This is a genomic window from Bacillus massiliigorillae, from assembly GCF_000380245.2.
Classification (GTDB): domain Bacteria; phylum Bacillota; class Bacilli; order Bacillales; family DSM-1321; genus Bacillus_AD; species Bacillus_AD massiliigorillae.
Genome location: NZ_HG428747.1, coordinates 52,469 through 73,747, shown reverse-complemented (window position 1 = coordinate 73,747; position 21,279 = coordinate 52,469). Strand labels below are relative to the sequence as shown.

At 36.2% G+C, this 21,279-nt stretch carries 23 protein-coding genes and 1 riboswitch; of the genes, 7 read left to right on the top strand and 16 right to left on the bottom strand.

Annotation, left to right across the window (positions count from 1 at the left end; translation table 11 throughout):
* Positions 1-187: 187 nt before the first annotated feature.
* Positions 188-628, bottom strand: coding sequence for a MarR family winged helix-turn-helix transcriptional regulator (locus TX86_RS24055; RefSeq protein ID WP_336469871.1), 441 nt, complete (start codon positions 626-628; stop codon positions 188-190).
* Positions 629-805: 177 nt separating this feature from the next.
* On the opposite strand from TX86_RS24055, the gene TX86_RS24050 reads away from it, so the two are divergent.
* Positions 806-1,261: a CBS domain-containing protein gene (locus TX86_RS24050; RefSeq protein WP_042352891.1), complete on the top strand. Its 456-nt coding sequence runs from the start codon at positions 806-808 to the stop codon at positions 1,259-1,261.
* A 73-nt stretch (positions 1,262-1,334) separates the two neighbouring features.
* Here the strand turns inward: TX86_RS24050 and TX86_RS24045 are convergent, their stop codons facing one another.
* Positions 1,335-2,126 (bottom strand): ABC transporter ATP-binding protein, encoded by a 792-nt coding sequence (locus TX86_RS24045; protein ID WP_042352890.1) that lies wholly within the window; start codon positions 2,124-2,126, stop codon positions 1,335-1,337.
* A gap of 248 nt (positions 2,127-2,374) precedes the next feature.
* Here TX86_RS24045 and TX86_RS24040 point away from each other — a divergent pair, with 248 nt between their 5' ends.
* Positions 2,375-2,866 carry a PaaI family thioesterase gene (locus tag TX86_RS24040; protein ID WP_042352889.1) on the top strand — a complete coding sequence of 164 codons (492 nt, stop codon included), beginning with the start codon at positions 2,375-2,377 and terminating at the stop codon, positions 2,864-2,866.
* Positions 2,867-2,984: 118 nt separating this feature from the next.
* Complete coding sequence (locus TX86_RS25985) at positions 2,985-3,752, top strand: lysozyme inhibitor LprI family protein (protein WP_052343887.1); 768 nt, start codon at positions 2,985-2,987, stop codon at positions 3,750-3,752.
* A 67-nt stretch (positions 3,753-3,819) separates the two neighbouring features.
* Here TX86_RS25985 and TX86_RS24030 read toward each other — a convergent pair whose 3' ends face one another.
* The 4 genes from TX86_RS24030 to TX86_RS24015 all read right to left on the bottom strand — a co-directional run bounded on the left by TX86_RS24030 (position 3,820) and on the right by TX86_RS24015 (position 6,744).
* Positions 3,820-4,566 (bottom strand): amino acid ABC transporter ATP-binding protein, encoded by a 747-nt coding sequence (locus TX86_RS24030; protein WP_042352888.1) that lies wholly within the window; start codon positions 4,564-4,566, stop codon positions 3,820-3,822.
* Between the two features lie 15 nt (positions 4,567-4,581).
* Positions 4,582-5,238 carry an amino acid ABC transporter permease gene (locus tag TX86_RS24025; RefSeq protein ID WP_042352886.1) on the bottom strand — a complete coding sequence of 219 codons (657 nt, stop codon included), beginning with the start codon at positions 5,236-5,238 and terminating at the stop codon, positions 4,582-4,584.
* A 75-nt stretch (positions 5,239-5,313) separates the two neighbouring features.
* The gene (locus TX86_RS24020; protein ID WP_042352885.1) at positions 5,314-6,111 is read right to left on the bottom strand and encodes an amino acid ABC transporter substrate-binding protein; all 798 of its coding nucleotides are present in this window, start codon (positions 6,109-6,111) and stop codon (positions 5,314-5,316) included.
* Between the two features lie 303 nt (positions 6,112-6,414).
* The gene (locus tag TX86_RS24015; RefSeq protein ID WP_042352883.1) at positions 6,415-6,744 is read right to left on the bottom strand and encodes a heme oxygenase; all 330 of its coding nucleotides are present in this window, start codon (positions 6,742-6,744) and stop codon (positions 6,415-6,417) included.
* A 208-nt stretch (positions 6,745-6,952) separates the two neighbouring features.
* Between TX86_RS24015 and gpmA the strand changes: the two genes are divergently transcribed.
* Positions 6,953-7,684, top strand: coding sequence for a 2,3-diphosphoglycerate-dependent phosphoglycerate mutase (gene gpmA / locus TX86_RS24010; RefSeq protein WP_042352881.1), 732 nt, complete (start codon positions 6,953-6,955; stop codon positions 7,682-7,684).
* A 110-nt stretch (positions 7,685-7,794) separates the two neighbouring features.
* Here the strand turns inward: gpmA and TX86_RS24005 are convergent, their stop codons facing one another.
* From TX86_RS24005 to TX86_RS23980, 6 genes are all read right to left on the bottom strand, one after another.
* On the bottom strand, positions 7,795-9,075 hold the full coding sequence (locus tag TX86_RS24005) for an MFS transporter (protein WP_042352880.1): 1,281 nt from the start codon (positions 9,073-9,075) through the stop codon (positions 7,795-7,797).
* 90 nt (positions 9,076-9,165) lie between these two features.
* A complete protein-coding gene (locus TX86_RS24000) occupies positions 9,166-10,476 on the bottom strand; it encodes an alkaline phosphatase family protein (protein WP_154663222.1) in 1,311 nt (436 codons plus the stop codon).
* Between the two features lie 184 nt (positions 10,477-10,660).
* A complete protein-coding gene (locus tag TX86_RS23995; protein WP_042352877.1) occupies positions 10,661-11,764 on the bottom strand; it encodes an iron-containing alcohol dehydrogenase family protein in 1,104 nt (367 codons plus the stop codon).
* Between the two features lie 29 nt (positions 11,765-11,793).
* A complete protein-coding gene (locus tag TX86_RS23990; RefSeq protein WP_042352875.1) occupies positions 11,794-12,633 on the bottom strand; it encodes a MetQ/NlpA family ABC transporter substrate-binding protein in 840 nt (279 codons plus the stop codon).
* 18 nt (positions 12,634-12,651) lie between these two features.
* Entirely contained in the window at positions 12,652-13,323 is a 672-nt protein-coding gene (locus TX86_RS23985; protein ID WP_042352874.1) for a methionine ABC transporter permease, read from the bottom strand.
* Positions 13,313-14,320 carry a methionine ABC transporter ATP-binding protein gene (locus TX86_RS23980; RefSeq protein WP_042352873.1) on the bottom strand — a complete coding sequence of 336 codons (1,008 nt, stop codon included), beginning with the start codon at positions 14,318-14,320 and terminating at the stop codon, positions 13,313-13,315. The genes TX86_RS23985 and TX86_RS23980 overlap by 11 nt, the downstream gene beginning before the upstream one ends.
* A 97-nt stretch (positions 14,321-14,417) precedes the next feature.
* Positions 14,418-14,523, bottom strand: a riboswitch (SAM riboswitch).
* Between the two features lie 444 nt (positions 14,524-14,967).
* Between TX86_RS23980 and TX86_RS23975 the strand changes: the two genes are divergently transcribed.
* From TX86_RS23975 to TX86_RS23965, 3 genes are all read left to right on the top strand, one after another.
* Positions 14,968-15,435, top strand: a complete 468-nt coding sequence (locus TX86_RS23975; RefSeq protein WP_042352872.1) for a YbaK/EbsC family protein — start codon at positions 14,968-14,970, stop codon at positions 15,433-15,435.
* Between the two features lie 171 nt (positions 15,436-15,606).
* Positions 15,607-17,052, top strand: a complete 1,446-nt coding sequence (locus TX86_RS23970) for a DEAD/DEAH box helicase (RefSeq protein WP_042352870.1) — start codon at positions 15,607-15,609, stop codon at positions 17,050-17,052.
* 70 nt (positions 17,053-17,122) lie between these two features.
* Complete coding sequence (locus TX86_RS23965; RefSeq protein ID WP_230203716.1) at positions 17,123-17,755, top strand: DUF305 domain-containing protein; 633 nt, start codon at positions 17,123-17,125, stop codon at positions 17,753-17,755.
* 89 nt (positions 17,756-17,844) lie between these two features.
* Here the strand turns inward: TX86_RS23965 and isdG are convergent, their stop codons facing one another.
* The 4 genes from isdG to TX86_RS23945 are packed head-to-tail and all read right to left on the bottom strand — an operon-like array spanning position 17,845 to position 20,939.
* Entirely contained in the window at positions 17,845-18,189 is a 345-nt protein-coding gene (isdG, locus tag TX86_RS23960) for a heme oxygenase (protein WP_042352868.1), read from the bottom strand.
* Positions 18,155-18,973, bottom strand: coding sequence for an ABC transporter ATP-binding protein (locus TX86_RS23955; protein WP_042352867.1), 819 nt, complete (start codon positions 18,971-18,973; stop codon positions 18,155-18,157). The genes isdG and TX86_RS23955 overlap by 35 nt, the downstream gene beginning before the upstream one ends.
* The gene (locus TX86_RS23950; RefSeq protein WP_042352866.1) at positions 18,973-19,968 is read right to left on the bottom strand and encodes a FecCD family ABC transporter permease; all 996 of its coding nucleotides are present in this window, start codon (positions 19,966-19,968) and stop codon (positions 18,973-18,975) included. Before TX86_RS23950 ends, TX86_RS23955 begins: the two co-directional genes overlap by 1 nt.
* 2 nt (positions 19,969-19,970) lie before the next feature.
* The gene (locus TX86_RS23945) at positions 19,971-20,939 is read right to left on the bottom strand and encodes an ABC transporter substrate-binding protein (protein ID WP_042352865.1); all 969 of its coding nucleotides are present in this window, start codon (positions 20,937-20,939) and stop codon (positions 19,971-19,973) included.
* Positions 20,940-21,279 lie beyond the last annotated feature (340 nt).

Below are 21,279 nucleotides of genomic sequence, written 5' to 3'. Positions count from 1 at the left end.
AATTATACTACGCTTATAGTGTTAAGTCAATTTAGAAAAATATTTTTTTTCAGATTTTTTAAAACCATTTCTACTAGGGTTAAAAAGATTATCAAGGGTGTTAACAATCAAGAAAAAAAAGCAATCTGCTTCACTTAAAACGAGAAGCAGATTGCTTAATTACAATATAGTTGTAGTCCGTTTATATTTATTCATATGATCTAATTTCGTGGTTTAACTTTTTTAATAGTCGTCCGAATGTTTCGCAGTCTTCATCTGGCCACTCGCTCAATAAGGATGCTATTCTTTCTAACCTAATTTCTTTAAAGTTTCGTAGCTCTGTTTCGCCTTGTTCCGTGAGTTCAAAGAAATAAGCTCTACCATCATTAGGGTCATCCACTTTTATAACGAGCCCTTTCTTTTCTAAAGCTGCTGCTTGCCGACTAACAGTTGAAACATTTAATAATAATTCATGAGCTAACGTTTTTACGCCCACTCCATTTTGAATGGAGATTTGGTGTAATAGTAAATAAGCAGATCGGTCAAGGCTGCCTTTTTCACTGATTGCTGTAAGTGCTGATATTTTCCGAACTAGCAGTGCCATTTCGACTTCTATTGTTTCTAATGGATCTGAATTCAAGTCAATCACCTCGTAACTTTACGTCTCTAAAGTTCATAATAACTTACAAAAGCTAGTTGTCAATTTTACTTTCATCTTGAGTAGAATACTATTAGTAGTTGCATTATTCGGATATATAGTTGTATAGTACAACTATATAGTTGCTTCATTTTTATAAACAGCTTTTAATACGGGAGGAGGAACATGATGAAAGCGCAAGATATTATGAAAAAGCCAGTAATTAAAGTCAAAAAACAAGATAATGTGCGAGCAGTTATCGAGAAATTTATTGAGCATGGTATTAGTGGTCTTCCTGTCGTTAATGAAAGGAATGAAATTGTTGCTTATATAAGTGATGGTGATATTATGCGATATATCGGAAAGTATAACGATGTTATTATTGATACGTTTTATTTCGTAAATGTTATTAAGGGTGATCAAGAGGAGTTTGATACAAGAGTTAAAAATATATTGGATATGAATGTGATGGAGATTGGACAAAAATCGGTCAACAAAGTATCTTGGGATGAAAATATCGAACGAATCGCTTCTATATTAGGAAAAAAACATATTAAGAAGCTACCAGTAGAACGAAATGGCGTGTTAGTGGGCATTATTAGTCGAGGAGACGTAATTAGACATTCGTTTAAGGCTTTAATGTAAGTAGGCTGTCTCAAAATTGGTCAATAATCATTTTTGAGACAGCCATGGATAGTATAATTTAGTGCTTCATTTTCTATTCGTCTTTGACTAGATGGTATGTCAAACACATTGGTTTATTTGTACGTGGATCTCTTCCTATTTCAGCATCAATATTAAAAACTTTCTTTAAAACATCTTTATCGATTACTTCTTCGCAATCACCAGCTTTAATAATTTCACCATCTTTTAATGCAATAATATAGTCAGCAAAGCGGGCAGCCTGATTCAAGTCATGTAGTACCATCACTATGGTACGCTCTTGTTCTTGATTTAATTTCTGTAATAATTCTAATACTTCTAATTGATGTGCCATATCTAAGTATGTAGTTGGTTCATCAAGGAAAATCATTTCTGTTTCCTGTGCTAGAGCCATTGCAATCCATACACGTTGACGTTGCCCACCAGACAGAGCATCTACAGATCGAAATTTAAATTCTTGTGTTCCTGTTACCTCTAATGCCCAATCGATGACTTCGTAGTCTTTCTTCGTTAAGCGGCCGAAACCCTTTTGATAAGGAAAGCGACCATAAGAAACAAGTTCACCAACTGTTAATCCACTTGCACTTTCAGGCGTTTGTGGAAGAATCGCTAGTTTTTGTGCCAGCTTTTTAGTACTATCTTTTTTTATATTTTCACCATCTAAAATCACAGATCCAGAGTGGAATGGAATGATTCGTGTGATAGCTTTTAGTAATGTCGATTTACCGCATCCGTTTGGACCGATAATGACAGTTATTTTTTTATCTGGAATTTTAACACTTAAATTCTTAACAATGAGGCGTTCATCATAGCCAATATTTAAGTTATCTGTATAAAGTCGAACCATCATAGAACCCCCAATTTTTGTAAATGAAAATGATTCTCAGTGTCGTTACTCTAGTAAATATAAGTGTATTTAGTTTGTCTGTCAATGCTCTTTTTTATTGAAAGGACGAAAATTATTTATTGAAGGTTGAAATTTATAAATTTTTTTAAAATTTATCTGTGAGTAAATACGAATCAGTCGTATTGTGTTAAAAAATGTAATATATACCATTTTTATGTGATATAATGATTTGGAAAAGGGGTGGAAGAATGGAAGAGACAATTGTGAGAGCTATACAAGATGATTATCCAGATGATTTTGCATGGTGTTATGGATGTGGTCGATTAAACGAGCATGGTCACCATATTCGTACAAGTTGGCAAGATGATCAAACAATTACGATTTATACGCCAGAACCTGAGCATACGGCATTACCAGGTTTCGTATATGGCGGAGTAATTGCCTCATTAATTGATTGCCATGGAACAGGTTCCGCATCATTAGCATTACACCGCAAAAACGGTCATGAAGCAGGAGATGGCGCAGAGCCACCACGATTTGTAACAGCATCCTTAAAAGTAGATTTTCTAAAGCCAACCCCTCAAGAAGTTCCTTTGAAAGCTATTGGAACCATTACAGAAATTCATCCGAAGAAATGGAAAGTTGATGCAGAAGTGTATGCGAATGACACACTTTGCGCTCGTGGAGAAGTAATTGCAGTAGTAATGCCAGCAACTTTTGCGAAAAAAGAGTCGGAGTAGACAAAAAGTAAGCGTATACATACAGGGGAGCTGTTTATGAGTTGTTACAAACTTATAGATAGCTTTTTCTATTTTTCAATATAGTATTTAGTTACTGCTGTAGTGGGAGGTGGAGAATGTGAAAAAGGCTGTTGGTATTATTTTTAGCTGCTTTTTATTAATGGGATGTGGGAGTGATACGTATAATCAATCGATTAAACAAGCAAAAGAAGCAGTAGCTAAAGGTGATTTTGATTTAGCATTGGCGTCGTTCGAGGCAGCTTTGGATGAGAAGGCACTTGATGATACATCCAAACAATCGTATAAACAATTGGCTGCCTATCAGCAATTGAAAGAAGATATAGAGAATGAAAAGTGGAGAAAAGCACTGGATAAAGCTACAGCAATGCTTGAACAAGATTTATTAAATCATTCTTTACGAAAAAAAGTTGAAGAATATAAAAAGATGAGTGTAAATAATATAGAAAAGGAAAAATCCATTCCTATGCATATAAATACTACTAAAGAAATCAAAAATCAAAAAGAAACAGCAAAAATAAAGAATACTTATTTAGCTAAGCTCGAATTAGTAACGAAAGAAACAGAGGCGCAATCTGCTAAATATGCCTCTTACTCGACTGCTGAATACCGTATGGTAGAAGAAGTGAATTTTAGAATGTGGGACGATTTATTAAATGAGATATATGGGGAATTACAGCAGCAATTATCAACTAGTGAAATGAATAAATTACGGGTTGTACAAAGAGAATGGATTAGCTATAGAGATACTTATGCAGAAAAAGGAATAGAGTCCTTCGAAGGTGCTTGGCAAGGAGCACAGTATGCAATTAACCTAGCCTATATTACAAAGCAAAGATGCTATGAGTTAGTAGAAGAATACTTATAGTTTTGATATAACTGGCGAAAAAGAGCTGAGCAAAAGTGAATGAAAATCACTTTTGCTCAGCTCTTTTTTATTTTAAACTCCTTTTTAGGAACGCTTTTGTTCGTTCGTTTTTGGGGTTATCAAAAAGTTCAGTTGGATGACCTGATTCAATAATTTCTCCATTGTCCATGAACATGACACGGTTGGCGACTTCTCTCGCAAAGCCCATTTCATGCGTCACGACAATCATTGTCATATGCTCTTCAGCCAAGTCCTTCATAACTTGTAGTACTTCGCCTGTTAATTCAGGGTCTAAAGCAGAAGTAGGCTCGTCAAAGAGTAGGATTTCAGGATTTAACATCAACGCACGTGCGATGGCTACCCTTTGCTTTTGGCCGCCTGAAAGCATAGATGGGTAGGCATTTGCACGCTCAGAAAGCCCAATCTTCTTCAAAAGTTCCGTACTTCGCTGTTGAATAGCAGCCTTTGATTCTGTCTTTAACATTTTTGGTGCTATTTCTAAATTATCTTTAACAGTTAGATGTGGAAAGAGATTAAAGTGTTGAAACACCATACCCATTCGACCTGTAATACGTTTTATATCTTGTGGTTTTGAATAATTGCCGTCCTTTACGAGATAATTTCCATCAACACTGACGCTGCCTCCATTGATTTCTTCAAGATGGATGAGACTGCGAAGCATGGTGCTTTTTCCAGAGCCGGAGGGACCGATTACTGCCACTACATCGTTTTTATTTACATCAAAAGTAATCTGTTTAAGTACGTCTAGCTGACCGAAAGATTTCTTAAGATTAGATACTTCAATAATCGCCACTTTTATCACTCCTTCTTATTCAAATTTGAAGCGTTTTTCAAGCCATTTAAAGAACAATGTTAGTATAAGTGTGATTAGTAGATAAATAATACCTGCTATAAAGAAAGGCACAATCGTAAAATCACGGTTAACTGCCGTTTGAGCAAAGTGTAATAATTCCGGTACGGCAACGGCATATAATAACGCCGTGTCTTTCACGAGTGTGACAGATTCGTTGGAAACAGCAGGTAGTGCAATACGAAACATTTGTGGTAACACGATACGGATCGTTGTTTGCCATCTACTTAGGCCCAGTACTTGTGATGCTTCATATTGCCCTTTGTCGATTGCTAATAGACCACCACGGAAAATCTCTGCGAAGTAGGCTGCATAATTAAGGATGAATCCTAAGCAAGCTGCAACGAAACGATCGAGCACTAAATATTCTCCGATTCCAGGAATGAGTGGTAACCCGAAACAGATAAAGAGTAGTTGTAGTAATAGTGGTGTACCACGCATTACGTAAATATATGTTTGAGCAAGCCATGAAAGTGGCTTGAAACGGCTTCGAACACCTAGTGTAAGCAGAAAGCCGAGTGGAATAGATATGATAATAGCAATGATGAACAAGAGTATGGTCATCTTTGCTCCATCTAGCATGGGTATAATCATAGTATTAAGATAATCTGACATAAAAGGATCCCTCCCAAAAACAAAACAGAATTTCCCTAGGAAATCCTGTTTGTCTTTTTTATTTGTAAGGTCGGTTTATTGAAGTACTTTATTTTCACCAAACCATTTTTCAGAAATTTTTGCTGCTGTGCCGTCCTCGTTCATCTTATCAAGAGCAGCTTGAAGTTTTTTCAATAATTCTTCGTTGCCTTTCTTTACACCAACACCGTATTCTTCTGGTGCAAGAGAGCCATCAAGTAATTTGAAAGTACCTTTTTCTTTAGACATGTAATAATCAATAACCACTTCGTCGATTGCGACTGCATCAACACGACCAGCTTTTAAATCGCTTAAAGCTAATACATTATCTTTGTATTCAGAAATTGTTTTCACTTTATCTTTAATTGGGTTTGCATTTAATGCATCAAGTGCTGAAGAAAGTTTTTGAATACCAACTTCTTTCCCTGCTAAATCATCTAATTTAGTAAGCTTAGAATCTGCTAGTGTTACAACCACTTGTGCATTTTTTAAATATGGTTTTGTAAATAAAACTTTCTTTTGACGATCTTTTGTAATTGTATATCCGTTCCAAATTAAATCGATACGACCACTCATTAATTCAGATTCTTTTGCTGACCAATCAATTGTTTGAAATTCAACGTCTACGCCCATGTGTTCAGCTGCAGCTGTTGCGTAATCAATATCGAATCCAACAATCTTGTTATTTTTATCTCTGAATCCCATTGGAGCGAACATGTCATCAATACCGATAACAATCTTTTCTTTACCATCTGATGACTTATCTGCTTCTGTTTTTTCAGACTTAGAGCCGCATCCCGCAAGGATTGCAAATAAAGCAGTAATAGTCAAAATAATAGTCGCTATACGTTTCATTTAATAGAAATCCCCTTTTTTCTAAATAATCTTAATCCTTTAGCGCATTAACATATTATTAAGATAACACATTTCGTCAATAATGGTAAGAAAATTAGCTTATTTTCATTTATACAAAATAATACAAAAATACTAAGTTTTTAGACTTTATATAGTAAAAATATTATCGAATTAAATGATTAGCTCTTATAAAACTATCTAGAATATATCTTCTCGAGGAGTACTAATTAAAATGAAAAAAGAGACTGCCCTAAAAGGGATTGAAAATCTCCTTTGGGACAGCCTCTTATCAGTGTATAAATATTAAGCTTTTTCTCGTACTGATGCTACTTCATATGTGATTAATTCGCTACCGATGATTGGAGATTCCTTCTTAGCAGCTTCTGAGCCTGGCTCTGGTTGTTTGTGAGCAGCTTTAAATGCATCGCTATTTCTCCATGTAGTAAAGCTATCAAGATTTTCCCAATACATATTAACGCTCATTTCGTCGTAATCTGTAAGATTTTGTGTTAATAAAACTTCCACTTTTACAAAACCATCAAAAGTATCTAATGGACCTGGTGCTGTAAATCTAGGAGCCATCATTGCACCCATACCTTTTTTGACTTTAATTCGATTCGTAACAATATACATACTTGGAACCTCCTTAGAGTATAGACAAAATATAGTCTATCTTGATTAATCAAATCTAGTATAAATCATTTTAGCTGAGATTGTTAGAAATAAGTTCTGAAAGTTTTGCAAAATGATCGTGCTGTACTTTAAAGAATGGTTCTATCTTGAATGGGGTATAAGAAGTGGGAGTAAATCGTAATACACAAGATTGGAGAGATGAGGGTAAATGAAAAAAATCGTATTAATTCGACATGGACAAAGTCTTTGGAACTTAGAAAATAAATTTACAGGATGGACTGATGTAGATTTATCCGATAATGGTAGAGAAGAAGCGAGAAAAGCTGGGGAAATTTTGAAGAAGAATGGTTATACGTTTGATGTTGCTTATACATCTGTGTTGAAGCGAGCCATAAGGACAGTATGGATTATTTTGCACGAAATGGACTTAATGTGGATTCCCGTCCATAAAGAATGGCGATTAAATGAGCGACATTATGGAGCTTTACAAGGGTTAAATAAACAAGAAACGGTTGAAAAGTATGGCGAAGAGCAAGTTCATGAATGGAGAAGGTCGGTGGATGCACGACCACCCGCATTACAGAAAGATGATGAACGATACGCAGGTCATGAGTATAAATACCACTGTTTGAAGGAAAATAACATTCCTTTGACAGAAAATCTAGCAGATACAGAAAAACGAGTAATTAAAGAATGGGACGAAAACATCATACCTTTATTGAAAAAGGATAAAAAGATTATTATTTCTGCTCATGGGAATACCATTCGAGCATTAGTCCAATATTTAGATGATGTATCACGTGATGGCATTGCTAGTCTAAACATTCCAACTGGTACACCACTTGTTTATGAACTAGATGACCAATTAAAACCTATAAGGCATTATTATTTATCGCTGGATGGTGAGCTTCCTAAAGATGCAGTGGCTCGACATATGTAGTAATTACTTTATTTCTTTACTTATACCTTACACTATTTGAAATCTGATTAGATTAACGTATGCATGGTGGGGAGTGAATCAAGCCCCACCCATTAAAAGTTTCACTTCTCTCATTGATTCATGTCTGCTGAGATTGTAGTTTTTTCTTTTGTTGGTTCTGGTACATATGCTAAAGTGATGATTCCGATTACGAAAAGTACAATTAAACTGAAGACACCGTTTGCTGAATTACCTGTAAACTGAGCGGTAATGCCCACGAGAAGTGGCCCCATAATAGAAGCAAACTTGCCGAAAATCGCATAAAATCCGAAAAATTCATTGGATTTCTCTTTTGGTACAAGCTTTGCATAGTAGGCGCGACTTAATGCTTGAATTCCACCTTGAGATGTAGCGACTAGCATCGCTAAAACCCAAAAATCTACGGTTGTTTCTAAGAATAAAGCATAGATACATACCACAATATAAATGGAGATACCGACATAGAGCATTGTTTTATCTGTGAATTTCTCAGCTAATCTACCATACAGAATGGCAAATGGAGCAGCTACTACTTGCGTTACGAATAAAACAATCAATAATTGAGTAGAGCTAAGACCTAAATCTGATCCATAAGCAGTTGACATTGTAATGATGGTACCAACGCCATCGATATAGAAAAAATAGGCGATTAGAAAAAGAAATAATGCTCTATATTGACTTATGTCTTTAAAGGTTTGACCTAGCCGTTTAAAGCTGTTGAGAATAGGCCTTGGCTCTCGTTCGATATAATAGCGCTGTGTAACATTTCGAAATAATGGAATTGAGAACAACCCCCACCAAAGAGCGGTAATAAGAAAGGATATTTTACTAGCCATTGTTACAGAAAGTGGAATGACATGGCTTTGAGCTAGCACAATGATGATAATGCTGATGAGAAAGGGAATAGTGCTGCCAATATAGCCAAAACTAAATCCTCTTGATGAAATTTGGTTCATTTTTTTTTCTGATGTGACATCAATTAGAAAAGCATCATAGAAAACGTTTGTACCTGCAAATCCAATAGCTGTGAATGTATAACAAATTAATAAGAGCAACCAGTTGTCATAGGGAATAAAGGCGAGTAAAGCTGTGCTTATAACACCAATAGCGAAGAAGAACGTAAAGAATTTCTTCTTATAATCTCGATAATCAGCAATCGTACCTAATACGGGTCCAAGCATGGCAAGGATAAAAGTAGAAATAGCAATCGTATATCCTAAGTAAGCCGTTGACTTTGCAGCACTTATACCAGCTTCTGTTGCAGATGCCTTAAAGAAGAGAGGAAATACTGCTGTTGTAATGATAATGGAATAAGCCGAATTAGCCCAATCATAAAATACCCAACTATTTTCTTCTTTTGTAAAAGCCTTCATTGGTAAGCCCCTCTCTAGAAAATATATACATTTTTATTGTACAGAAAAACGAATATGGTGGGGTGTCAAATACAGAATTTTACGATAATTTTACAAACTTAATATTTCTTCAATGGCTTTTCCGTCAGTTTGACCTAAGCTTAAACCTAGTAAACGAGCGAAGGTTGGTCCCTCATCGGTAAGATGCATAGTAGGTATGACTTTATTTGGCTGAATGCCTTTTCCCACAGCAATAAAAACGGTTTTATAATCAGTCTTTTCAGGGCTATAGCCGTGACAAGCTACTGTGTATTTCTTTTGTTTAACATCTTCGTCAGTAATTTCATCTATATAATCCCCTTGAAGTTGCTCAGAGAAGTAATAGCCGCGATGAGCTTCAAGCATAAAGAAGGCTTGTTGATCGGCTCCTCTTATACCAGCTTCCTCCGCTGTGTATATTTTTTCGATACCATTCAATGAATTTTGAGAGAATGTTTGAATAAGCTCAGTTACAGCTGTTTTTGTTTCAGTATCATCTCCATCTTTCAAATAGATATAAGCAGAACCATCACAGCTTTTGCAGTAGGCTTTCCAATCAGTGACTTTCCCATGATGATTTAAGTTGATTAAGCCTTGCTGTTGAAGAATAACGTTGGGCTTTATCACTTTTGATTCATCAAGAGCGCTGTGATCACCTAAGATGATGATTGTTGATTCTTCATATATTTGACTATCTTTTAGTGCCTGAATGATGTGTCCGAGGCGCTCATCATGGCGTCTAATGGCATCCTGTGCTTGCTTAGAATTAAAACCATGATAGTGGCGCTGTGAGTCAAGATCAACAAAATGAATGAGCATTAAATTGGGTTTCTTCGTTTTAATGGTATGCACAGTAGATGCCAATACGAAATCATCTAGTTCCGGTTGGCTAAGTCCCTTACGGATGTGACCAAATCTTCTTTCTAAATCGAGAAGATAAAGTGGGCTTCCGTTCCATAAAGAAACTGCAACTTGGTGGTGCCAAGGGCGGTTTGGAAAAATCTCTGGAAGATTATAATCAATATTTGCTCTGGCTGTGACTGGCCAAAGTAGAGCGGCTGTTGTCATCCCTGCTTTTTTAGCTTCATCATATAAAGTTGTGCCTTGTATATGTTTACGGTGCCAGTACCAGTCAGGGGAGAGTCTACCAGGCTGTAGAAAAGTATTATTAATGATTCTATGGCGCTTTGGAAAATTTCCTGTGACGATAGTAGCGTGGCAAGGGTAGGTTACGGAAGGGTATATAGTTTCAACATTTTTGCAATAAGAGGCCTTTTGTAAAAGCTTTTGAAAATTAGGGAGCTGCTCTAGTTGAGAAAAATCTAGCGATGAAAGGCAATCAAACGAGATAACTATTAGATGTTTCGTAAGTGAATTCATAATAACCTCCAAAAATAATAGAATATTATGTCTTGTGTTCATCATATAGTATATCTTGTCATGTTAATAGAGGATTTATTAGAAGATATGAGGTGTTTTTCTTTTTATGCATAGTGTAAATGCATAAAAAGAGGCTGTCCCAAAAGTTCATTTGGGACAGCCTCTTTTCGTATTAAGATGGATATCTTTAGGCAAGCTCTTTTTCTAAGGCTAGTTTGTTTTCTAATGATGTGATTGCTTCTGCTACACGCTCTTTTGTAATTGCACCAATCGGCATAACGTGAATCGATTCTTCAAGTGAGGTTGCTTTACCAGCTACATCAGCAATGATTTGTTTGTTAAGTATAGTTACGCCTAAATCATGAAGTGTGCATGGTAAGCCTAGTTCACGATAGATAGGTAATAGTGAATCAATTTCTGACCATTTGTTTTCTAATACTAGTTGAACTAGAATACCGTAGGCTACTTTTTCACCATGTAAGGCATGATGGGTTTCCTCTAATACAGTTAAGCCATTATGAATCGAATGTGCCCCAGCAATCCGGCCATAGTGATCACCAAACCCACCAACCATACCAGCTAACATAATAATCGTTTCAGTAATCTGGATAAAATCATCATTTACAAAGCCAGTTGTTACAGCTTGTATTGCTCCTTTTGCGTGCTTCATAATCACATCTTTACATTGTTTCGCTGTGTAATGTGAAATCTGTAGGGCTACCGGTTTATTCGAAATAACAGCCATTTGTACATCTGCTTCATACCACTTGGCAAGTGTATCACCAATGCCGGCGATGAGAAGGTTGACTGGTGCCTGAAGCAAAATACGTGGTTCAACAAGAACAAGGCTGGCGCTTGTTGGATAAATATCAAATCGTATAAACGTTCCTGCATCATCATAAATGACACTGACTGGTGTCCATGGTGAACAGTTAGAAGCTAGTGTAGGAATCAATATGGCTTGTTTATGAGTAACGTGGCAAGCAGACTTGACTAAATCAAGAACTTTACCACCACCTATACCAATAACGGCATCATATTCATTTGTATTAACAAGTGCGGCAATAAAATTAATCTGGCTTAATGAGCATTCGCCACTATAGATATAGCTTTGAGAAGTCACACTAGTGAAAGCTGGAAAGAAGGTCATAGCTGCCTGCCATGACTTCTGACCATGAACAATCAAGACTTTTTGAATACCACGCTCTATGAGCATAGGTTCCAATTCATTTAATATGCCTTCTTGTAAGATGTATTCACTAGGTGCTCCATGAACTGAAAAAGTCTCCATATTCCTCACTCTTTTCTATAACTTCTTAATTATTTCTTCATCCATTCTGGTTTTCCGAAACCTTTAAATTTCTCATCAATTACCTTTTCGAAATCATCTGATTCAATTACTTCTTTAATATCTTTAGCAAATTGAGCATCTTTGTTCTTTGTTTGAATCGCGACAATATTACGGAATGGATCAAGCATATTTTCAAGAACTAATGCACTTAATAAGTCGAATTTCGCGGCTAATGCAAAGTTCCCAGGAACAGCTGCTAAGTCCACACTATCAACTGAACGAGGAAGTTGACCAGCTTCGATTGGTTTGAATTTTAGGTTTTTCTTATTCTCTACTACGTCTTTTTCCGAAACAGTTAGTACGTCTGCTTTTTCATCAATTTTGATTAAGCCTTGATCTTGTAATGTTGTAAAAGCACGTGCTGCATTTGTAGGGTCATTAGGAATTGTAATTGTCGCTCCATCTTTAATGTCATCTAATGATTTATATTTGTTGGAATAGATACCCATTGGCGCTGTTGGAACAGTAATAAGACCTGTTAAATCAAGTTTGTTTTCTTTAATAAAGTTCTCTAAGTAAATGCTATGTTGGAAAAGGTTAGCGTCGATGCTACCTTTAGCTAAAGCATTGTTTGGTTGTACATAATCACTGAATTCGCGGATTTCAACTTCGTAACCTTTTTTTTCTAAACCAGGGATGATAGCTTCCTTCACCATGTCACTGTATGGACCCGCAGTAGCACCAAACGTAATTTTTTTCTTATCCTTCTTTGCATCGTCACTTGATGCATCATCGCTTCCGCAAGCTGCTAAAGCGCTAATTGTTAAGATTGTTAGCAATAATATAAAGCCTCTGTACCATTTCTTCATGAATTTCTCCCACTTTCTTTATCTTTTATCAACAGCCTTGGAGATGAAGTCACCCAATAGCTGAATTAACTGAACTAAAATGATTAAAATGACAACGGATGTAATCATAATTGTATTGTCATAACGGTAATAACCGAATCGAATCGCTAAGTCACCGATTCCGCCACCGCCAACAAAACCTGCCATAGCAGAAAAGCCCATTAAACTAATAAGTGTGAGTGTCACACCAGATATAATGCTAGAACGTGCTTCAAGGAGAAGGACGTCCTTAATAATCATCCAAGGTGTAGCACCCGCTGCAATCGCAGCTTCTATGACCCCTTTATCAATCTCTCGAAGTGAGGTTTCCACAATCCGAGCAAAGAATGGAATTGCAGCAACAGTTAAGGAAACACTCGCAGCAGTTGGTCCAATGATGTCACCTACTATTAGGTCTGTTAATGGAAGTAAAGCCACTAGTAAGATGATAAATGGAATAGAACGAATTAAATTGACTAAAAAGCCTAATATACTTTGAAAAGCACGGTTCTCCCAAAACAACCCCTTGTCGGTGACATAGAGAAGAATACCAACGGGTAGACCGAGTATGATTGCAATCACTGATGAGAGAGCAATCATATAAAGGGTTTCACCGAATGCTTTATTAAGATCTGGAATCATCTCAACTAAGTGAGCGAAATCAAAGCCCATGACGTAACACCTCCACTTGCGCTTGTCGTGTTTGAATATACTGAAGCGCATTTTGTATTTCCGAACCTTTAAGCTCCATTATGAAAATACCTAAAGGCAAATCTTGAATATATTCAATCGAACCATGTAGGAAATTACCTTTTACGTTAAACTGTTGTAACGTATCTGAGATGATGCTTTCTCCTGCAATCGTTCCTTTGAAAATGATTTTCACAATTGCTCCCTCACATTGGTTGAGAATAACTTCTGGTACATCGAAGGAAACAACACTTTCAATGAACTCCTTTGTTAAATCTGCTTGTGGGTTTGCAAATATATCGTAAACAGGACCTTCTTCAATCACTTTTCCATCCTGCATGATTGCCATTCGATTACAGATTTCTTTCACTACATCCATTTCATGAGTGATCAGTACAATCGTGATATGGAGTTCTTTATTAATTTTCTTTAATAAATTTAAAATCGATTTTGTTGTTGTTGGGTCGAGAGCTGATGTTGCTTCATCACATAGTAAGACGGTTGGATCATTAGCGAGTGCTCTGGCAATTCCAACACGTTGCTTTTGACCACCGCTTAATTGCGCAGGAAATACATCACGCTTATCAGCTAGACCAACCATTTTTAATAAACTTTCTACACGAGCATTTATCTCATTAGCTGGAACCTTCGCTGCTTTTAAGGAAAAAGCAATGTTCTCGAATACTGTCTTTTGACTAATTAAATAAAAGTGTTGAAAAATCATGCCGATTTTCAAACGTGCTACTCGTAGTTCATGAGAGTTTAAAGATGTTAAATCAATGCCATCTACTGTAATGGTTCCTGATGTTGGTCGTTCCAATAGGTTAATGCATCGTAATAAGGAACTTTTTCCGGCACCAGAATAGCCAACAATTCCGTAAATATCACCTTTGTTAATGGTTAGTGAAACATCATCAACGCCTTTTACTTCACTTTTTTTAGTTTTATAAATCTTTGAAACATTTTGGATTTTAATCATGCCACAATCTCCTTTGGAGCCATCGACCGATGCAGTTTTTCGTATTAAAAAATGCTTCTTTCTACTGAAAGAAGCATCGAAACATCATCTGTATCTCGACTTATCTTTCAGAATGAAAATCATTCTGCCGGAATTGGCACCTTCCCAAAATGGGGGTTGCCGGACGTCATAGGGCCTAGTCCCTCGGTCGCTCTGGATAAGTTATATTTATAGAGTTTTTTTAAGTAATTAGAATAATACTTCGGTAAATATATTCTGTCAATACATAAAAATATAAATTTTCTAATAGTAAGCGTTTTCGAGTCTTTCAATCCCGATGAAAATACTGGTTTTAAATTATTTTTTTATGTAAGCAGAAATTAGGATAAATGAGCTAAAAAATAACATATTTTCAAATTATTCCAATTGAAATATCGGATTAATTGACTTTGAAAACCTCGTATCATACTATGATTTCAATAAAGAAGAACGCTGTCATTATTCAGTAGTAGTAAGAGAAGACATCATAATTTGCTAAGTGACCCGTATAAAATTTGTAATTTTGCAATAATAATAGGCTGAATTTTTGAAATGGTTTATCATTGTTGTATAATTTTTACATATATCACTTATTGATGCAGTTTTGAAAAGAAAGGAATGACATATACATGGCTATCGAAAATGTAAGAGAATACTTTAAACAATTTAATGTACAAGATCGAATTCGTGAATTTGATCAATCGAGTGCAACGGTTGAACTTGCTGCTGCGGCACTAGAGGTTATACCGGCACGAATAGCGAAAACACTTTCTTTTAAAGAAGGAGATAGTGCTATTTTAGTCGTAACGGCCGGTGATATTAAGATTGATAATAAGAAATTCAAGAGTGAATTTGGTACGAAAGCAAAGATGCTAAATCCAGATGAAGTGCTTGAATTTACAGGACATGCTATTGGTGGTGTTTGTCCGTTTGGCTTAGCACATGATTTACGCGTTTATTTAGATGAATCTATGAAGCGCTTTGATACTGTGTTTCCAGCTTGCGGAAGTAGCAATTCAGCGATTGAATTAACATGTGATGAACTACAAACCTATTCAAAAGCAGAGAAATGGGTAGATGTTTGTAAAGAAGCATAAGATAAAAGATGTCCTATCGTCATTGTAGGGCATCTTTTTTACTGAATCATTTCATTATTTCCGAGGAAATATTTAGGTGTTATTAGATGTGTATAAAACTAAATGAAACAAAATGGTTTTTACATGGTACGCTATGTGAAGAAACAATAATTTTAATAAATGAGGTTAAAAATGAATACAGTAACTTTTCAAACCTTTCCATTGAGTAAGGAAATTTTGAGAGCATTAGAAAGTCTGCAATATAGAACGCCTACGGAAGTACAAAGTAAGGTGATACCAGTTGCTTTAGAGCAACAAGATCATGTTGTGAAATCACAAACTGGAAGTGGTAAGACTGCCTCTTATGCGATTCCAATCTGTGAAATGTTGGATTGGCTAGAGAATAAACCACAAGCTTTAATATTAACGCCTACACGAGAGCTTGCCGCTCAGGTAAAAGAGGATTTTACGAATATTGGTAGATTCAAACGTATTAAAGCAGCTGCTATTTATGGCAAACAATCATATGCCAAACAAAAGCTAGATTTAAAGCAGAAAACACATGTTGTTGTAGGAACGCCAGGCCGTGTCCTTGATCATATTGAAAAGGGTACATTGGCTGTGGAGGCATTAAAGTATTTGGTCATTGATGAAAGTGATGAAATGCTGAATATGGGTTTCATTGACCAAGTCTCAGCTATTATTGAACAACTACCAAAAAATCGAATGACTGCATTGTTCTCAGCAACTTTACCAGAGGATGTGGAACACCTTTGTACTACATATATGAATCAACCAGTTCATATTGAAATCAAAGCAAAAGGTTTAACGACAGAGCATATTAACCACGAACTATATTCTGTTGAAGAAGAAGAAAAGTTATCGCTTCTTCGTGATCTTACAATCGTTGAAAAACCAGATAGCGCGATTATTTTCTGTCGTACACAAGAACGTGTAAACGAACTATACAAAGAGCTTGACCTATTAAATTATGACTGTGATCAGTTGCACGGCGGTATGTATCAAGAAGATCGATTCGCCGTGATGGATGATTTCAGGAAGGGTGCTTTTCGCTATTTAGTGGCAACAGACGTGGCGGCTAGAGGTATAGATATAGATAATATTACACATATCTTTAATTATGATTTTCCTGTGGAAAAGGAGAGTTACGTTCATCGAACGGGCAGAACAGGGCGAGCTGGAAACACAGGAAAAGCCATTTCATTCATGACACCTTCTGAACAAGAATTAGTAGAAATGACGGAGGCTTATATTGGTTTTCGAATTCCTGTAAATGAAGCTCCAACAAAGGCTGAAATAGCGGAATCGAGACCCGCTTTCAAAGAGAAAATGGACCAAATTCCTGATTTCAAACAAGCAAGGAATGAAGAATTAAATAAAGATATTACAAAGCTTTATTTTAATGGTGGTAAGAAAAAGAAAATACGAGCTGTGGATTTCGTCGGTACAATAGCTAAGATACCTGGTGTAACGGCAGATGACATCGGTATCATCACCATTCAAGAGCAAGCTTCTTTCGTTGAGATTTTAAATGGTAAAGGTGATATCGTCCTACAAGCAATGAAAAAAACGACCGTCAAAGGAAAAGTATTAAAAGTGTATATTGCTAAAAAGTAAATATTTGTATAGGAATAACATTCTTCTAACATAATAAAATGAAGATTATGTTTAGGAGGGAAATATATTGGTGAATAGAAGTATTCGCAATATCTTTACAAGTTTACTTACTGTTGCAATCTGCTTATTTAGTATGCAAGTGTATGCTGAGTTAGGTGAAAAGGAACAGGCATATTATGATAATTATCAAAGCATTCTTCAGGTTATGAAAAAGGGAATGGATAGTGCACCGAAAACAGGTGATCCATCACTTGATTTTTTATATGAGATGATACCACATCATGAAGCAGCTGTTTCCATGGCTGAGAATATTCTTAAGTACGGAAGTAATGAGCAAGTGAAGAAGCTTGCTACGGCAATTGTTCATGATCAGCTTAAAGGAATTGCTCAGATGGAAGCATTATTAAAGAAATTGAAGCAAAATCCACAAGTAGATAAGGCAAAAGAAGCTGCGTATTTGAAAGTGTACAATAAAGCCCATAATGAAATGATGAAGGCAATGGAAGAGGCAAAGCCGACAGGTAATATTGATCGAGATTTCTTAGAGGAAATGATACCACATCATGAAGGTGCTGTTAAGATGGCTTCAAACATCTTGAATTATACAAATAACGAAGAATTGAAAGCGATCGCTCAAAATATTGTAACGAGTCAGCAAAAGCAATTAGAAGAGATGAAACAGTTATTGCAGACAATTAGATAGTGGAGTTAAAATAGGTAAAGCCATCATTCAAGGGAGTAGAGAATGATGGCTTTACTATCTATTTTAAGGGAGTAAGGGGTACCTAATTATTAATGAGCAATAACATTTGAATATGAATGATTCGAATGAATTGCTTCTCTTACAATTTTCACATCATAAAATGTAATTTTGTTTTCTATAATGAACTCTGGAATTGTATCTTTTGAATGGACAGATTTAAAAGCGCTGCTCTTCATCCATGCTTGAAAATCGGCTTTTGATTCCCATCTTGTTAGGATGGTTACTTCATCATATTCGTCTATACTTTGTGTGAGAAGGACTTCGAGATTAATAAAACCCTTCATTGATTCCACTTTACCTACTTTATTAAATCGGTTGACTAATGTTGGTCCTTCGCCTTTAATAAGCTTGGACTTGTTTGTTACGATGATCATCTTTCTTTCCACCTCTTCGTTTTGGAATAATTATTGGAAAATCTTCTTCAAACTTGATACATGCTTCAATATCGTAAACTTCTTTCAAAAACTGTGGTGTCAGAATTTGTTTTGGTTGACCGACCTGAGCTACACGACCTTGCTTCATTGCAATCATGTTGTGGCAATACGTGGCAGCTTGCTGTAGGTCGTGTAGGACCATAATGATTGTAATGCCATAATCTATATTGATTTGCTGCAACATTTCCATAACATCTAGCTGATGAGAAAGATCTAGAAAAGTTGTTGGCTCATCGAGCAAAATAATATCTGTTTTTTGAGCTAGAGCCATGGCAATACGAACTTTTTGCTGCTCCCCGCCAGATAGCTGGTGAAACATGCGCTCTCGATGTTTCGTTGTTCCGGTTATATTCATCGCCCATTGAACTATTTCTTTATCTTTGTTACTTGATTGTTGTTGAAACAGCCCTTTATATGGATAACGGCCGAATGAAATCAATTCCTCAACAGTTAAATCAGGCAGTGCTTGTTTAGATTGCGGTAGCATAGATAGAATCTGAGCAAATTCCTTTTGCTTGTAGTGCTGAATAGGCTTATTGTGAACGAACATATAACCTTCATGAAGGTTAAGCAGCTGCGAAACGATCTTTAAGAAAGTAGACTTACCAGAACCATTAGGTCCAACAATGGCTGTAACTTGCCCTTTTGGAAATGTAAGATTAATATTTTGTAAGGCAAATTGACCAACATGGTGTGCAATATTTCTCGCTTCAACTGCAATCATTATAGTAACCTCCGCTTCTTTAATAATATTAAAAAGAACGGTGCCCCCAAGCTTGCTAGTAATATACCAACTGGTAACTCGATTGGATCAAACCATGAGCGAGCTATCGTATCAGCAAATACAACTAAAATGGCGCCACCAATAGCTGAGAGGGGAAGCAAGTAACGATAATCATCCCCTAAAAGAAGTCGTATTACATGTGGTACGACTAATCCGACAAAGCCAATTAACCCTGCAACACTCACGGCTGCTCCGGCTAACAAAGAAGCTAGAAGAATAATAAATAACCTTTGTAATTCTACTTTTTGACCAAGAAGCTTGGCAGAATCATCTCCTAATAGCAGTAAATTAGCTGATTTAATGGCGAATAGGGAAAGAACAAGACCAACTAATGCATAAGGCGCCATAAATTGAAGATGATACCAGCTTCTACCGTTAAGACCACCCGCTAACCAAGGTAAAATCGATTGTACTCGATCACTGTAGATGACCATTACACCGCTTTGAACAGCTCCTAGGAGAGCATTAATTGCAACGCCAGCTAGGATAATTTTTAATGGTGAAGCACCTTTGTCCCAGGCTAAAGCATAGATAATAAGTGATGTTAGTAATGCCCCTATAAAAGCAGCAACAGGTAGTAAATAAGAAAACTGAGGTAGTAGAATCATCGTGATGCTCGCCGCTAAACCGCCACCTGTTGTAACCCCGATAATGCCAGGATCCGCTAGAGGATTCTTCATAACACCTTGTAGTAATGCACCTGAAACAGCAAGACAGGCCCCTACAAGTAAGCCGATTAAAACTCTAGGTAGTCGTAAATTCAAAATAATCGTTTCATGAACTGCCTGCTGCTTTGCTGTAAACACGTCCCAAATTTCAGGTAATGAAATTGAAACAGAGCCATAAGTAATACCATAAAAGGAAACGATGAGAAGTAGAATGGGAGTAAGTGTAATTGCCCATTTTCTTCGACTCGTTCTTTGCTGAATATTCATCGTTATTGCTTCACGGATTTCAGTAATCCATCTAATAAGTCAATAGCTTCACTTATTTGTGTTCCTGGATTAGTTCCGAATAAATTCGATGGTAGTACTTCTACATGATTATTCTTCACTGCATCAAGACCATTCCAAGCAGCATTTTGCTTCATTTCATTTAAGAAGCCTTCCTTCACTTCTTTTGGATTACCATGACTCATTAATAAAACATATTGTGGGTTTGCTTCAATTACTCTTTCTGTATTTAACTGTGCATATTGTGGGTATTGTTCAAGTGCTGGATAATCTGCTGCAATATTTTCTCCGCCAACTGTTTCAAGTATATTGCCACTTAGTGAATTAGGTAGTGCAGCCATGTATGTCCCAGGTGCGCCGTAAATTAACAATACTCTGACTTTTTTGTTCGGTTGATTCTTCGAAATAGCATCAAGTTTATCATCGATATTCTTGTTTAACTCTGCTGCTTTTTCACGCTTTTGAAGTAAATCCCCAAATAAAAGAATTTGTTTTTGTATATCTTTGATTGAATTCGCATTAGTTAGTATCATTTTTGCACCAATACCTTCAACTGAAGCTACATCTTTAATATTCATCGGGTTGCTTCCTAGAACTACATCAGCCTGTGCGCTAGCGATTTTCTCTAAATCGAATTCATGGGAAGAACCAACTTGTTCAACAGCTTCAATTTTTGGATTAGGATTTGTTTCATGAGCAGTTGGTCTACCAACTAAATGGCCTCCTAATGCATTAACGATATCCATATCACCGTTGCTTAAAGCAACGATGTTATTTGGTACTTTGTCGAATGTCACTTTACGATCCGCAAAATCTGTAATTGAAATAGTAGTTGTTTTGGTTGCTGTATCTGTTTGCTTTGTTTCTTGATTTGTTTTCTCACTTGATTCTTGCGTACATCCCGTTAAAATCAGCAAGAATAATAGTATATGTATGATGATTCCTTTTCTCATAATATCCCCCTATTGATTGTTTAATTGATAATCGTTTTCACTTACAAATGATAATGATTATCAGTATCATTGTCAATGGTGTAAAGGAAAAAATTTCATGAAGGGGAATTAAATGTTTTTTATGATATGATTTCTACGCGAAAGGTGAGATAGAATGCTCAATTGCATGAATAGAGGAGGATAATTAAATTAATATAATTCCACTATGCTCCTAATATATATGTCCTAAGCAAGTTTTATTTTCTAGAATATCTTAATCTTGTGGAATCAAAACATTACTCGAAATGCCGATTAAGTGATGACGTTGGATTTATACTAATATTCGTAATGCTTATTTTGA

What these genes read in the sequence shown, in the direction of transcription:
- TX86_RS24050 (WP_042352891.1), top strand. Translation starts at nt 806, where the DNA reads ATGAAAGCGCAAGATATTATGAAAAAGCCAGTAATTAAAGTCAAAAAA.
- TX86_RS24045 (WP_042352890.1), bottom strand. Translation starts at nt 2,126, where the DNA reads ATGGTTCGACTTTATACAGATAACTTAAATATTGGCTATGATGAACGC.
- TX86_RS24040 (WP_042352889.1), top strand. Translation starts at nt 2,375, where the DNA reads ATGGAAGAGACAATTGTGAGAGCTATACAAGATGATTATCCAGATGAT.
- TX86_RS24025 (WP_042352886.1), bottom strand. Translation starts at nt 5,238, where the DNA reads ATGTCAGATTATCTTAATACTATGATTATACCCATGCTAGATGGAGCA.
- TX86_RS24020 (WP_042352885.1), bottom strand. Translation starts at nt 6,111, where the DNA reads ATGAAACGTATAGCGACTATTATTTTGACTATTACTGCTTTATTTGCA.
- TX86_RS24015 (WP_042352883.1), bottom strand. Translation starts at nt 6,744, where the DNA reads ATGTATATTGTTACGAATCGAATTAAAGTCAAAAAAGGTATGGGTGCA.
- gpmA (WP_042352881.1), top strand. Translation starts at nt 6,953, where the DNA reads ATGAAAAAAATCGTATTAATTCGACATGGACAAAGTCTTTGGAACTTA.
- TX86_RS24005 (WP_042352880.1), bottom strand. Translation starts at nt 9,075, where the DNA reads ATGAAGGCTTTTACAAAAGAAGAAAATAGTTGGGTATTTTATGATTGG.
- TX86_RS23995 (WP_042352877.1), bottom strand. Translation starts at nt 11,764, where the DNA reads ATGGAGACTTTTTCAGTTCATGGAGCACCTAGTGAATACATCTTACAA.
- TX86_RS23990 (WP_042352875.1), bottom strand. Translation starts at nt 12,633, where the DNA reads ATGAAGAAATGGTACAGAGGCTTTATATTATTGCTAACAATCTTAACA.
- TX86_RS23985 (WP_042352874.1), bottom strand. Translation starts at nt 13,323, where the DNA reads ATGGGCTTTGATTTCGCTCACTTAGTTGAGATGATTCCAGATCTTAAT.
- TX86_RS23980 (WP_042352873.1), bottom strand. Translation starts at nt 14,320, where the DNA reads ATGATTAAAATCCAAAATGTTTCAAAGATTTATAAAACTAAAAAAAGT.
- TX86_RS23975 (WP_042352872.1), top strand. Translation starts at nt 14,968, where the DNA reads ATGGCTATCGAAAATGTAAGAGAATACTTTAAACAATTTAATGTACAA.
- TX86_RS23970 (WP_042352870.1), top strand. Translation starts at nt 15,607, where the DNA reads ATGAATACAGTAACTTTTCAAACCTTTCCATTGAGTAAGGAAATTTTG.
- isdG (WP_042352868.1), bottom strand. Translation starts at nt 18,189, where the DNA reads ATGATCATCGTAACAAACAAGTCCAAGCTTATTAAAGGCGAAGGACCA.
- TX86_RS23955 (WP_042352867.1), bottom strand. Translation starts at nt 18,973, where the DNA reads ATGATTGCAGTTGAAGCGAGAAATATTGCACACCATGTTGGTCAATTT.
- TX86_RS23950 (WP_042352866.1), bottom strand. Translation starts at nt 19,968, where the DNA reads ATGAATATTCAGCAAAGAACGAGTCGAAGAAAATGGGCAATTACACTT.
- TX86_RS23945 (WP_042352865.1), bottom strand. Translation starts at nt 20,939, where the DNA reads ATGAGAAAAGGAATCATCATACATATACTATTATTCTTGCTGATTTTA.